Source organism: Phytobacter sp., from assembly GCF_059074235.1.
On the sequence record NZ_JCACPZ010000006.1, the window covers coordinates 290868 to 303813 of the forward strand.

The window sequence follows — 12946 nt, forward strand, 5'->3', positions numbered from 1 at the left end:
TGCCAAGTGTAAAATAGAGCAGTAACATACTGGATATATAAACAGGTATAGGGGCTGTATCATGGCGGTTGAAGTCAAATATGTTGTGATTCGTAACGGTGAGGAAAAAATGTCTTTTGCCAGCAAAAAGGAAGCTGATGCTTACGATAAAATGCTCGATCTGGCCGAGGTGCTTGAAACCTGGTTGGGTGAAGCCCCTGTAACGCTGGAAGGTGAGCAGCGTGACCAGATGGCAATGTGGCTTGCTGAACAGAAAGACGTCCTCAGCCATATCTTCAAATCAGGCAAATTGCCTTCTGCGGAAGCCGAAGAGGCGAGCGCGCCCGCGTCATCAGACGATGCTGCGGACGAAACGGCTGATGCCGTTGATATCAAACGCGCGGCAAAACGCTCTGCTGCCTGATTGAGCTTGCACTGCCAGTAATTTGTACCATGCTTTTAATGGGCTAAATGCGCAGGAGAAAAGCATGAAAATAGCAGGCGTGTTATTCGGTACATTATTACTGGCAGGAAGCGTCGCGGCTTTTGCTGCTGATGACAAAACGGTCACCATTGATAATCAAAAAACGGTGAAATTTCCGGCCTGCGAAGGGATGAATGCGGAAGGCATTGCCGCCAGCGTCAAACGTGATTACTTGCAAAACCGTATTCCGCGTTGGGCAGATGACCAGAAAAAATTAGGTCAGGCCGATCCCGTTGCCTGGATCAGTCCAAAAGATATTCAGGGTAAAGACGATGAATGGCAGGTGCCATTGACCGTTCGAGGTAAAAGCACTGACGTCCACTACCTCGTCAAGATTGATTGTAAAGCCGGGAAAGCGGAGTATCAGCACCGGTAGGTCATTAGAATTTTCTCATCTTTTGCTGTTTTAGACATTTCCTGACGCTCCCTCGCTTACGCTGAACCTTTACGGCTTTAGACACGCGAGGGAATCATGTCAAACTGGTTAAATCAACTACAGTCACTTCTTGGTCAAAAAGGCTCGTCAGGTTCTTCATCTGCGGACCAGGGGTTGGGCAAACTGCTTGTACCCGGTGCGCTCGGCGGACTTGCCGGGCTGCTTGTTGCGAGTAAATCTTCGCGCAAATTACTGACCAAATATGGCACCAGCGCCTTATTAGTGGGTGGTGGCGCTGTCGCTGGCTCCGTTCTCTGGAATAAATACAAAGACAAAGTACGTACGGCCCATCAGGGTGAACCGCAGTTCGGGCAAGCCAGTTCGCCGTTGGATGTCCGTACTGAGCGGCTGATCCTTGCCCTGGTGTTCGCCGCCAAAAGCGACGGGCATATTGATGATAAAGAACGTGCGGCAATCGAACAGCAACTGCGTGAAGCGGGTGTGGAAGAGCAGGGACGTGTGCTGGTGGCACAAGCCATCGAACAACCGCTCGATCCACAAAGACTGGCACGCGATATTAAAAATGAAGAAGAAGCGCTGGAAGTCTACTTCCTTAGCTGCGCGGCGATTGATATCGACCACTTTATGGAACGCAGTTATCTTAGCGCGTTAGGTGATGCTTTAAAAATTCCGCAGGACGTTAGGGAAGGTATCGAAGCCGATCTCAAGGCACAAAAACAGGCGTTACCGCAGTAACCGGAATGTCATGTTTCGCTTGCATCGGCGGCGACTTTTGCCACCCTTATAGGGTGTAGAACAAATAAGACAAAAGATATGCCGCCGAAAGCTAAGCAAATTCCCCATGTCATGACTGTTCATGGCGATACTCGTCAGGATAACTACTACTGGCTGCGGGACGATTCACGTTCCCAGCCAGAAGTCCTGGAATACCTTCAGCAGGAAAATGAGTATGGCCGCCGTATTATGGCCTCTCAACAAACGCTACAGGAAACACTCCTTGCTGAGATTATCTCCCGTATCCCACCGCATGACATTTCAGCCCCCTACGTAAAAAATGGTTATCGCTACAGGCACGTCTACGAGCCAGGCAGCGAATACGCCATCTATCAGCGCCAGTCAGCGCAGGCGGAAGAGTGGGATGAGTGGCAGGTTTTGATCGACGGCAATAAGCGAGCAGCACATAGCGAGTTTTATACGCTGGGCGGCTTTTCCGTCACACCAGACAATAAACTGATGGCGATCGCGGAGGATTACCTCTCACGCCGTCAGTATGGCCTGCGTTTTCGGCATCTGGAGACCGGAAACTGGTATCCGGAAATGCTGGATAACGTCGAGCCTGAATTTGTATGGGTCAACGACTCAGAGACGATTTATTACGTCCGCAAACATGAGACAACCCTGCTTCCCTATCAGGTCTGGAGACATACGGTGGGGACGCCATCAACACAGGACGAGCTGATTTACGAGGAGCTTGACGATACGTTCTATGTCGGCTTGAGCAAAACAACGTCGCAGCATTACATTGTCATTTATCTTTCAAGCGCCACCACCAGTGAGGTGTTGCTGCTGGATGCTGAGTTGCCAGATGCCCAACCGATCTGTTTTTTACCTCGCCGCAAGGATCATGAGTACAGTCTCGATCATTTCCAGCATACGTTCTATTTGCGCTCTAACCGGGAAGGTAAAAATTTTGGTCTCTATCGTACCAAAGTGCGCGATGAAAAGCGTTGGGAAGTACTTATCCCTGCACGTGAGCATGTCATGCTGGAAGGGTTCACCCTCTTCACTGACTGGCTGGTGGTCGAAGAGCGGCAGCGCGGACTAACCAGCTTGCGCCAGATCAATCGTAATACACATGAAGTAACTGGTATCGCCTTCGATGATCCGGCATATGTCACCTGGGTTGCGTACAACCCCGAACCTGAAACATCACGATTGCGCTATGGTTATTCGTCGATGACAACCCCGGACACGCTATTTGAGCTTGATATGGATACGGGGGAGCGGAAGGTCATCAAGCAGTCAGACGTGGCAGGATTTGATGCTACTCAGTACCGTAGTGAGCATTTATGGATTCACGCACGAGATGGCGTCGAAATCCCCGTGTCCCTGGTCTATAACCAGAAATATTTCCGCAAAGGTGAGAACCCAATTCTGGTCTATGGGTACGGCTCATACGGTGCCAGCATGGATGCAGATTTCAGCAGCAGTCGGTTGAGTTTACTCGATCGTGGTTTTGTCTTTGCCATCGCACATGTGCGCGGCGGAGGGGAACTGGGTCAGCAATGGTACGAAGACGGTAAATTTCTAAGCAAGAAAAACACTTTTCATGACTACATTGACGTCACGGACTCACTGCTCGCACTGGGATATGGCTCGCCACTCTTTTGCTACGGCATGGGGGGGAGTGCGGGAGGCTTGCTGTTAGGTGCCGTTGTGAACGAGCGTCCATCACTGTTCCATGGCGTTGTGGCTCAGGTTCCTTTTGTCGATACATTGACCACCATGCTCGATGAATCTATTCCACTGACGACCGGGGAGTTTGAGGAGTGGGGTAATCCCCAGGACGAAACATATTATCAGTATATGAAAAGCTACAGCCCCTACGACAACGTGAGTGCCCACGGCTATCCTCACATGCTGGTAACCACCGGATTACATGATTCACAGGTGCAATACTGGGAACCAGCAAAGTGGGTGGCAAAACTGCGGGAATATAAGACTGACAGCAATCTGTTGTTGCTCTGTACTGACATGGATTCAGGACACGGAGGAAAATCGGGGCGTTTTAAATCTTATGAAGGCGTGGCGCTGGAATATGCATTTCTGATCGGACTGGCGCAGGGAACCCTGACAGGTTCCCGAGTCTGATTAGTCGCCAAGATAATGCTTCAGGGTCATTCGCAGTTCAGGGCTCATTCTGTCGAGATTATTAAACAGCCAGCGTAAATATCCGGGGTCGCGTTCAGCGACTTCGGACACCGCTTTTCCCCGATATTTACCAAAAGTGAAGGTGGTGACCAGTGCATGGTCGTCCGGTGACTGTCGCCATTTGGTCGGGTGTCCAGCCAGACGTATTCATGATATCAATTAACAGCGCGGCAGTGATGTAGCAGTCATATAGCGCGCGGTGATGATGCAAGCCCGGCGGGGTCTGTACATTGAGCTTCCGGGATTTGTAGAGCGCCATATTGCTGTACTTGATACCTGGCCACAATCTGCGCGCCAGCTTCATGGTGCAAATCCACTCGCCAGGCATTTCAGGCAGTACACGCCGGTCGAAGCTGGCGTTATGGGCAACATACCATTCACTGCCGTAATAATGCGGGATAACGTCTTCAATCCATGGCTGGTTAACAACCATCGCTTCAGTAATGCGGTGGATTGCCATTGCCTGTGGGCTGATTGGCCTGTCCGGGCGTACCAGGTGGCTCATTGGATTGATGATCTGCCCATCCACCACGTCCACGGAGGCCACTTCAACAATACCGCCCTGCAGGTCGCAGGTTTCGGTATCGATAACCCTGAGTACGGCTCCCGCTGTCATTTGGCTTTCGGCTCATACGGAAGGCGGGAAAGATTCACCGATGCCAGTCGGTGGCTGATGAGTCGTTCACGAAACCAGTCGCGCAGGTGCTCAGGCTGTTCGCGCTCCACGACCTCGGCAATCACCGGCATGTTGTAACGCTCTTTAAATGCCACGCCTGCTGCCGCCAGATCGACGTTAACTTTATCCATTTCCTCCTGGGGGAGGTGAGCCAGATTGGTATTCATGCGTTTCTCCTGGGTTTACGCCGCAAAAGGTACTAAGCCTGTCGCAGAAAGACAAGTCTGCCAACGATCATACTCGACGCAAACATTATACAGCGTTATTCTCGTCGCTAATTTCATAACGAAAAGGAATGACTGATATGGTTTTCACTGCATCTGGCGCGAGTCGGGCACTGATCCTGGTTGGTGCTGTTATGGCCTCTCCGTTGGCATTCGCACACGCACATTTAAAAGCACAGGCGCCTGCAGCAAATTCTCAATTGACGACCGCGCCGTCGGTATTAACGTTGAATTTCTCTGAAGGTATTGAACCGAAATTCAGTGGGTTGATCCTAACAGATGCCCAAAAGCACCCCGTTAAAACCGGTACAGCAACACGCAGTGAAGACGATAAAACGCAACTGGTTGTTCCTGTAGAGCAAACATTGTCAGCCGGCAATTATACCGTCGACTGGCACGTTGTCTCCGTTGATGGCCACAAAACGCGCGGTACGTATACCTTCATCGTGAAGTAATTCATGCTTACAGCAAGTTATGTGGGGCTGCGATTCAGCCATTTCAGCACATTGATGCTGATTTTTGGCTGTTCATTCTTTATTAGCCGTCTGGCTCCTTTGCATTTACAACGCCTGATGACCCGGCAATTTTTGTCGTTTCAACGAGGATGCATATTGCTGTCGGCCATCAGTGCTGCTCTGATTTATCTGTTGCAGGGCGGCATGATGGGGGATGGCTGGCAGGATGTCTGGCAACCGCAGACCTGGCTTGCGTTGGCTGGTACTCAGTTTGGCGGTGTGTGGATTTGGCAAATGAGTGTTGCGGTTGCAGCACTTGGTGTGGTGTTTTTACAGCCCCAGTATCAGAATCGATTAATGCTGCTTTGTGGTGCACAGTTACTGCTGATGGCCGGTGTCGGTCATGCGGCGATGCTTGACGGAATAACAGGGCTCGTGCAACGCGCAAATCATGCGCTGCATTTACTTTGTGCATCGGCCTGGTTTGGAGGACTCTTGCCTGTTATCTATTGCATGAGACTTACGCGTCGGCACTGGCAGCTGCAGACTGGGCTGGCGATGATGCGTTTCTCTCGCTATGGCCATGCGGCAGTGGCAGGGGTGCTGATAACTGGCATCATCAACACACTTTTTATTCAAGGCGTCGTCTGGCCGTGGTATACCGCGTGGGGCCGCCTGTTGTTGTTCAAAAGTGCGCTGGTTTTGCTAATGGTGGCAATTGCAGTGGTGAACAGGTATGTTCTGGTGCCACGCTTGAGCCTGAAACAATCACGGGCGCGATACACGTTAATTCTTATGACATGGACCGAAGTGGTGCTGGGCGCATTAGCGTTGGCGGCGGTGAGTTTGTTCGCCACCTGGGAACCCTTCTGAGCCGGGTGAAATGATGAAAAAAAAACTGATGCTGTTATTACTGTCTTTCTCTACCGTGGCAACGGCAGCACCGACGGTGATAACCGTAAGTCGTTTTGAAATAGGTAAAGACAATTGGGCATTCAACCGCGAAGAGGTGATGCTTACCTGCCGTCCCGGACATGCACTCTATGCTATTAACCCCAGTACATTGGTGCAATATCCGCTGAATGATGTTGCTGAACAGGAAGTAAAAAGCGGCAAAACCACAGCTCAGCCCATTGCAATCATTCAGGTCGACGATCCGTCTCGTCCTGGTGAAAAGAAGAGTCTGGAACCATTCATTACTCGTGCTGAGAAGCTCTGTTAAAAATCTTTGTAACTGATTGACTAAAAATAAAAAACCGCAAGCTTTGTCCAATAAGTCTTGCGGTTTTTAACATTTTAAGCGTGACGATAACCTAATTTTTCAGAGCGCTTTAGAAGCAAACTGGAAAACCTGACGCCGTCATCTATTCTTAAAGTGCAAGGCGACTTAGCCTGCATTAATGCCAACTTTTAGCGCACGGCTCTCTCCCAAGAGCCATTTCCCTGGACCGAATACAGGAATCGTATTCGGTCTTTTTTTGTATCCCTTTCGAGACAAGGACTTACAGGGTTTCGTCCGAAAATGTCCGAAAATTGTCCGAATTCCCATATCCGGCAATAGAACCGTTATACCAGAATAAATTCCTTTTTGCGCGTGTCTAAAGACTTTTCGGTTGTCTTCTCTGAGGTGTGTCCGGGCAATCGCTGGCCAAATGCCATTCCCTCTTTTTCTTCAAATTTTGCACCATGCTCCTTTTCGTGGAGCCTTCCTGCGAGACTTCTGATCCCGTTAAACGTTGGTGGATTGGCTGTAAACTCCAGCCCGGAAAGACTTCTGGCATTCACGAAACGCTTTGTCAGAACGTCCGGATGGATTGAGCCGTCCGGACTATTTTTTCGAATCCCTGACGAAACCAAAAATTCTGACTTATTCCCTGCACTACAGCGCTCATCAGAGGATCGCATTCTGACGATATCCTCCCGCCTCGTGCCAGGGCCACCCTGTGAGATAACCAACAGCGTATTCTAGCCTGTCAAATATCTTTAATCATTGAAATTGCTTGATTGTGCTTCGTGAGAGCCCCATGCTCAATCCGTAAGCATGAGACTCTTGTCTGAACAGATTGCAGATCTTAAGGGTCTGCGCCAAAAGATCGTGACAGCCGGGTTTATAAAAGAATTCGCTTCGTGCACGTTTCTGCTCAGGACAATTTTCGTCAACAAATGGAGGTAGTCATGGGTTGGGAACTTCACATAGTAAGAACAGAAAATTGGTTTGATAGCGCAAGTAATCCAATAAGAAGTGAAGAATGGATGAAGCTTATTAATGATGATGAAGAATTATCATTAGATAAAATTAATGGTGGCTATATTGCTATTTGGAGTGGTCATAGCCAACCTGGAGAAGCTTGGCTTGATTGGGAGGATGGACGGATTTATACAAAGCACCCCAATGAGGACCTATATTGTAAAATGTTACAGATAGCGAACAAGCTGGATGCTGTTGTTGTCGATGATGATGACCATAAATATTTATTACCGAGTGATCTTAACAACCCATCATGGGCGAACTCATCGACTGCCGCTATAAAAATTTCCTTGTGGCGTAGATTAATTTCAAAATTATACCCATGATATTTCAATCCCTGGCGGGATAAATCCAAGACTACTGCAGCGATAAGTTGCCCTGCGCGTATCTATGCCTCATCTTAACGTTTATGGGATATTCAGAAGCGTTGTATACATGATGGAAGTGGGATGGATATTGCTCGATTGAGTGAAGATGAGTGTGCGACGTGTTTGACAAATTAGCGACATTACTCCACCAGGAATGGTCGGAATTTGAACATCAGTAAAAAAAGAGACGATTATCGTGCGTCAATATCAGAGGTTCCTGGGAAAAGTGAAGGAATTATGCTTTTGGTAACGAAATCTACTGATATTAGGACAGTGGGAAGTATTATTCTCTGGGAATTGAACGGCAGCCTGGCGTGAAAAGATGGAGTAGGGGAGGTCATTACGGCCCCTCAAAACCTGTAAAAAGGGGATTGCTGGAACATTGGTACGAACATTAGTCGATACAGCGCTATCTACTAGCTACTCTGCGCTATGGCTCTATACAGCTGACCAGTAGGCTCTTGATCACTATTAAGGTTAGAGAGCCGATTTGCTGAAAACGAGTGGGTTAGCGTGATGGTGTATGAGCTTTGTTCATATAACAGCTCCGATGAGTCAGAAACATAACAAGAGACGATGACCAAAAGGCTGTGCTAATGTCGTATGCAATTTAAACAAAACTGAGGATAACGACATGAGCAAAGATGTTGTGGTGATACTCCCCGGTGGTAAGGTCGAACACGTTTCAGTGGAAGATGACCTGAAAAAAGTCAGCTATAGAAACGATCAGCGTTCCTTCCTGGACCTGCCGATTGAAACCTATGTGCTGGATGGGGAGGAATTTCTGATCGCGAAGTTTTCAGACCTTGTCAGTGCACGTGAGACTGAACAGGCAATTCGGCAGTTCTATTAATGTTGTAGCTGTTGCATTCGCGAAGAATGTGGCTCTCAATAGAAATCTTCTCCAGTGTGGATATTCTTCCCTCTGACTCTACGAATGAAAATGTGGTGAGGCCTCAGGAGAGGCCCCGCATTTATGATGCCTTCTTAATCCATCTCCGTCTTCTCGGGATGCATGTCTGAATGGTTAGCCGGGCGCCACAGACCGAACACAATGCCCCATGTGGATGTCTTTTTTCAGGGCAAAATTGCGTAAAAAAGAATTTATTTCCGTTGCAAACCGGGCAAATAAATTTAAGGTTTGGGATAGCCCCCTCCGGGCTGTCAAATGGTAAATTCACACTAACACGAAAAAAAGTGCTTTTAGGATATATCGTTACATATTTTGGAATTAATGTTGAGTGTATAAGGAATGATCTAGATGGCTATGGGCAGAATATGGCATCTGCCCTGAGAAGAGCCTAGAAATAAGCATGCAGGCTGGATTGCACTTCATCGAGAAGCTGGAAACGGCGACGATATTCCGCTCTCTTTTTACTCGCTATTTCCTCGAGAGGTTTCCGTGCTAATTGCATAGGTAGCCGCCAGCGGAATTTATCAGATCTTTCACCTTCAATCGAAGACCAAAATTCGTCGTAGCTGGCGTGGAAATGGCGGCCCTTACTGAAGCGATAACGCAATGCACGGAAAACATGCCCGTTATCGCTAACACCATATATTTCACTGATACCTGTACTAATACACATCTGCCACAATGTCTCCAGCAACATACGTTTGGGGAATATGCCAAAACAGGCTTTGGTCGCGACTTTAATAACGTCGTGAGACACGTTTTTACGCGGTCCCTGTAAGCCACCAATAACAAGTGCGCGTTTACCCTTTTCAGAGGTCACGCTGAACGTGACACTGGCCAGCAGTGCATTATTACCGTCATAAAACCACAGCGTGCTTTCTCCCTCACGCTCGGCTTTATGTGCACCTGAGGCATAGACATAAAAATCTGCGTCGTCTTTGCCTTTGAAATGCAAAATTTGCTGAGGGGTTGTGGCGGTCAGCGCGATGGCTGCAGGTTTGGATAGCTGGCTATCAAGCCAGTCATAATGGCTCACAATCGCATTGCTGCGGTTTGCCGCATTAAGGCCAAGCGTCAGATACTGTCGATGGCATTTGCTGGGTAAGGTGACCTGAGAGCTGAGTTGGTTCTCAAAATCAGCACGATGAGAGAGCGCGTCCAGCATTTTTACTGTTGGAGACCAGAACAGCAGTGAGCGCAATAAGAACTTAAGGCGATAGTTACGCTTCTGCCAGATAGGACCAGGGATCAAACGGCCGCTGACCAGTTCGCTAATTATATGTCTATGGGATGATTGCAGGTTTTTGCTTTGCAGACTGATATTCGACACGATATGTACCTCTGTATGTTCACATATCATTTTAAAGAGTACCTGTTTATAAATTAACGTTAGCCAGGGCTTTATTTCCGGTTCGTTTAGGTGAGATTGAAGTTTGCAACAACATTCGCTTCGCTCGCGCAGAGTCAAGTCTTCTCTCTATACTAAAAATAAGGGGGAGCTATGTATCAGCGTATTGAAGGTGATAAATGGCGTCATATCTGGGTCGTGGGCGATCTTCATGGTTGTTATCATTTACTGCTAGATCAGTTACGTGATAACCGTTTCGATCCCTGGCGTGATTTGCTCATTTGCGTGGGCGATCTTATAGATCGTGGGCCTGATAGCCTGGCCTGTTTGCAATTGCTGGAAAAAAAATGGTTCAAAAGCGTGGTGGGTAATCATGAACAAATGGCGATGGATGCGCTGAGTTTTGATGACAGGATGCTATGGGAATTCAACGGGGGAGATTGGTTTCGCAGATTACCAGCAGACCAGCGTCAACAAGCTGAAAGGGCGTTAATAGCCTGTCAGCATTTGCCCTATATTCTGGAAGTGCATTGTCATAACGGCGTAAATATTATCGCCCACGCAGACTATCCTGCATCGAAGTATACGTGGTTAAATCCAGTGGATAAGGAAGCAGTATTGTGGCGCAGAGATCGCATTAATGCGCACCTGTCCGGAAAAGGAAAAATAATTTCAGGTGCCGATCATTTCTGGTTTGGCCATACGCCGCTTAAACAACGTTTAGATGTTAAGAACCAGCATTATATCGACACGGGTGCCGTCTTTGGAGGCACACTGACGATGGTAAAAATACAATAATCAGAAATCACTGTATTCCTGAGCAGGGCGCCAGAAACCATCAATGAAATCCTCCACTGGATAACATCCCCCGTAGCGTAAACGTTGAACGTCCATCGCAACCAGGCACTGTTTCTCAGTATTAAACACATCAACGACAATGTCGTCACAACCACCATCCAGGTAGCAAACAAACAAGACCAGTGCGAACATCCCATCCTCGGATCACGACAACGAATCATAATTGTAGGGGATGATTGGGGGCAGGGGAAATACTGGGGGTAAATAACCCGTCTTACGGACGGGTTCCCATTGGATCAGGCAAGACGCATAACCCAGGTATCAGACTTTTGATCGTAATGTTCGCGGTACAAAACTGAATGTTCGCCGTCAAGGATCGCAGGAATGCTGGTGTCTGCGTCCCAGGCATCAAGTTGCATACATAAATCCGGGTCAGATGAGCAGGGAATGCGTAATGTTCGCTCGCCCTGATTCTCGCCCTGTAATTCGGCATCATCGATTTCGAAGGCGCCGATACGCACGCTGGTTTTCGTCATAATGCTCTCCGTTGATGGATAAGTGTGGTACGACCAGTACAGCCGTCCATCTTCAGCCTGGTACAACAAATTACAAGACGCCAGTCAGATTGTGCGTTTTTTTTAACCGTTAGTCGGGGGTGGAGGCAAACAAGCGACCGTCACGGACTAACTCCCGGGGATAACTGTTTTTCAGGCGCGAGCCTATTTTTCTGGCCAGTCCCAGCGGCTGGTTTTGATGCGTAACAATGACATCATCCTTTGCTGGCACTGCTTGTGGATAAACATCACGCCCGCGATACCACTCTTCGGCTTCAAGATGAGACAGCTCAAATGCCAGAGGGTTTTGGGTTCCTGCAAGCGCAATCACGGCCTCGTGCTGCCAGCGATAACCTTTGTTGTGGCTTTCCGCAAGTTTGAGTCCGATACGTGAAAAGCGGACCTTTCCGATAAGCGGTTCGATAGCGTCGGGGAATAACCAGACTTCTTTATCGCGCTGCCAAAGATGCAGCTCATCGGGCCAGGAGAGGCCAACGTTAGCTGCGGCAGTGGCAAGGAGAGCGGCTTCGCGCGGTTTTACGCGAGCAAACGGGAAGTTCCCCACTTTGTACTGCGGGGCAGGTAGCGAAGGAATAGAGGCGCGTTTATGCAGTCGGGCAACAAAGAAGCCCTCGCAGTCGTAAATCTGCGGGAAAACATGCAGAAAACCCTCCTTGGTCAGGGCCTGCTCTGCTCCGGGAAAGAGGTCGCCCAGTGGCAGAAACTCAACTGCATCAGGGTACTGCTGTAACAGCCAATCACACACCGCTTCGTTTTCTTCCCGGTTAAGTGTGCAGGTCGAATAAACCAACGTTCCACCTGGGCGAAGCGCATGAAAAGCACTGTCAATCAGCTCGCGCTGTGTCGCGGCAATCTCCAGGTTGCTGGCGTGCGACCAGTTTTTTAAGGCATCGGGATCTTTACGCACCACGCCTTCACCCGAGCAGGGGGCATCGAGCAGAATAGCATCGAACATCTCTGGCAATGCCGGACCAAAGACGCGACCGTCAAAGTGAGTCAGGGCGACATTGGAAATACCGCAGCGGCTGATATTGGCATGCAGTACTTTTACGCGGCTGGCAGAGTATTCATTGGCAAGAATGGCCCCCTTGTTTCCCATGCGGGCGGCGATCTGAGTCGTTTTCGAACCTGGAGCGGCAGCGACATCCATCACGCGCGTAGGTTGGTTGCCGTCGGCGAAGAGGGCGCTTACAGGCAGCATAGAGCTCGCTTCCTGAATATAAAACAGGCCACTGAGGTGTTCGGCGGTACTACCTAATGGCAGTGCGTTTTCATCTTCCCGTTCAATCCAGAATCCCTCTTCACACCAGGGGATAGGTGTGAGTTGCCAGCGGTACGGCGAAACGAGCGTCAGAAAATCGGGAACCGAGATTTTCAGTGTGTTGACGCGCAGACTTCGGCGCAAAGGACGCTGGCAGGCTGCAATAAAATCATCGAAGGAGAGGGCGGCTGGCATAGCGTCACGCATTTGTGCCAGGAATTCATCAGGAAGATATACAGCGTTTTGAGCCACAAGGAACACCACAGGAGTCGAACAAGCGCGCAGTGTA

At 49.0% G+C, this 12946-nt stretch carries 16 protein-coding genes and 1 pseudogene; 10 read left to right on the forward strand and 7 right to left on the reverse strand.

The window, feature by feature from the left end; genetic code table 11:
- The first annotated feature begins 61 nt into the window (after window positions 1–61).
- The 4 genes from AC5JPW_RS16060 (at window position 62) to ptrB (ending at window position 3731) form a co-directional block, all read left to right on the forward strand.
- Entirely contained in the window at window positions 62–403 is a 342-nt protein-coding gene (locus AC5JPW_RS16060) for a YebG family protein (RefSeq protein WP_494241874.1), read from the forward strand.
- A gap of 64 nt (window positions 404–467) precedes the next feature.
- Entirely contained in the window at window positions 468–839 is a 372-nt protein-coding gene (yebF, locus tag AC5JPW_RS16065; protein WP_494241876.1) for a protein YebF, read from the forward strand.
- Between the two features lie 96 nt (window positions 840–935).
- The gene (locus AC5JPW_RS16070) at window positions 936–1595 is read left to right on the forward strand and encodes a tellurite resistance TerB family protein (protein WP_494241878.1); all 660 of its coding nucleotides are present in this window, start codon (window positions 936–938) and stop codon (window positions 1593–1595) included.
- A 78-nt stretch (window positions 1596–1673) separates the two neighbouring features.
- A complete protein-coding gene (ptrB, locus tag AC5JPW_RS16075) occupies window positions 1674–3731 on the forward strand; it encodes an oligopeptidase B (RefSeq protein WP_494241880.1) in 2058 nt (685 codons plus the stop codon).
- Here the strand turns inward: ptrB and exoX are convergent.
- A pseudogene (gene exoX, locus AC5JPW_RS16080) lies at window positions 3732–4407 on the reverse strand (exodeoxyribonuclease X).
- The gene (locus AC5JPW_RS16085) at window positions 4404–4634 is read right to left on the reverse strand and encodes a DNA polymerase III subunit theta (RefSeq protein WP_494241882.1); all 231 of its coding nucleotides are present in this window, start codon (window positions 4632–4634) and stop codon (window positions 4404–4406) included. Before AC5JPW_RS16085 ends, exoX begins: the two are co-directional and overlap by 4 nt.
- Window positions 4635–4771: 137 nt before the next feature.
- Here AC5JPW_RS16085 and yobA point away from each other — a divergent pair, with 137 nt between their 5' ends.
- From yobA to AC5JPW_RS16100, 3 genes are read left to right on the forward strand one after another with little or no spacing between them, the layout of a single operon-like run.
- The gene (gene yobA, locus AC5JPW_RS16090) at window positions 4772–5146 is read left to right on the forward strand and encodes a CopC domain-containing protein YobA (RefSeq protein ID WP_494242381.1); all 375 of its coding nucleotides are present in this window, start codon (window positions 4772–4774) and stop codon (window positions 5144–5146) included.
- A gap of 3 nt (window positions 5147–5149) precedes the next feature.
- Complete coding sequence (gene copD / locus AC5JPW_RS16095; RefSeq protein WP_494241884.1) at window positions 5150–6019, forward strand: copper homeostasis membrane protein CopD; 870 nt, start codon at window positions 5150–5152, stop codon at window positions 6017–6019.
- 10 nt (window positions 6020–6029) lie between these two features.
- On the forward strand, window positions 6030–6368 hold the full coding sequence (locus tag AC5JPW_RS16100; protein WP_494241885.1) for a YebY family protein: 339 nt from the start codon (window positions 6030–6032) through the stop codon (window positions 6366–6368).
- Between the two features lie 344 nt (window positions 6369–6712).
- Here AC5JPW_RS16100 and AC5JPW_RS16105 read toward each other — a convergent pair whose 3' ends face one another.
- Window positions 6713–7051 (reverse strand): site-specific integrase, encoded by a 339-nt coding sequence (locus tag AC5JPW_RS16105; protein WP_494241887.1) that lies wholly within the window; start codon window positions 7049–7051, stop codon window positions 6713–6715.
- A gap of 270 nt (window positions 7052–7321) precedes the next feature.
- Between AC5JPW_RS16105 and AC5JPW_RS16110 the strand changes: the two genes are divergently transcribed.
- Window positions 7322–7720 carry a hypothetical protein gene (locus AC5JPW_RS16110; protein WP_494241888.1) on the forward strand — a complete coding sequence of 133 codons (399 nt, stop codon included), beginning with the start codon at window positions 7322–7324 and terminating at the stop codon, window positions 7718–7720.
- A 676-nt stretch (window positions 7721–8396) separates the two neighbouring features.
- Complete coding sequence (locus AC5JPW_RS16115; RefSeq protein WP_494241890.1) at window positions 8397–8615, forward strand: hypothetical protein; 219 nt, start codon at window positions 8397–8399, stop codon at window positions 8613–8615.
- A gap of 448 nt (window positions 8616–9063) precedes the next feature.
- Here the strand turns inward: AC5JPW_RS16115 and AC5JPW_RS16120 are convergent, their stop codons facing one another.
- Window positions 9064–10005 (reverse strand): VirK/YbjX family protein, encoded by a 942-nt coding sequence (locus tag AC5JPW_RS16120; protein WP_494241891.1) that lies wholly within the window; start codon window positions 10003–10005, stop codon window positions 9064–9066.
- Between the two features lie 171 nt (window positions 10006–10176).
- Here AC5JPW_RS16120 and pphA point away from each other — a divergent pair, with 171 nt between their 5' ends.
- On the forward strand, window positions 10177–10821 hold the full coding sequence (pphA, locus tag AC5JPW_RS16125) for a protein-serine/threonine phosphatase (protein ID WP_494241892.1): 645 nt from the start codon (window positions 10177–10179) through the stop codon (window positions 10819–10821).
- Here pphA and AC5JPW_RS16130 read toward each other — a convergent pair whose 3' ends face one another.
- The 3 genes from AC5JPW_RS16130 to rsmF all read right to left on the reverse strand — a co-directional run bounded on the left by AC5JPW_RS16130 (window position 10822) and on the right by rsmF (window position 12909).
- Window positions 10822–11013, reverse strand: coding sequence for a YdfD/YebW family protein (locus AC5JPW_RS16130; protein ID WP_494241894.1), 192 nt, complete (start codon window positions 11011–11013; stop codon window positions 10822–10824).
- A gap of 104 nt (window positions 11014–11117) precedes the next feature.
- Window positions 11118–11357 (reverse strand): YebV family protein, encoded by a 240-nt coding sequence (locus tag AC5JPW_RS16135; RefSeq protein WP_494241896.1) that lies wholly within the window; start codon window positions 11355–11357, stop codon window positions 11118–11120.
- 109 nt (window positions 11358–11466) lie between these two features.
- A complete protein-coding gene (rsmF, locus tag AC5JPW_RS16140; RefSeq protein ID WP_494241898.1) occupies window positions 11467–12909 on the reverse strand; it encodes a 16S rRNA (cytosine(1407)-C(5))-methyltransferase RsmF in 1443 nt (480 codons plus the stop codon).
- Window positions 12910–12946 lie beyond the last annotated feature (37 nt).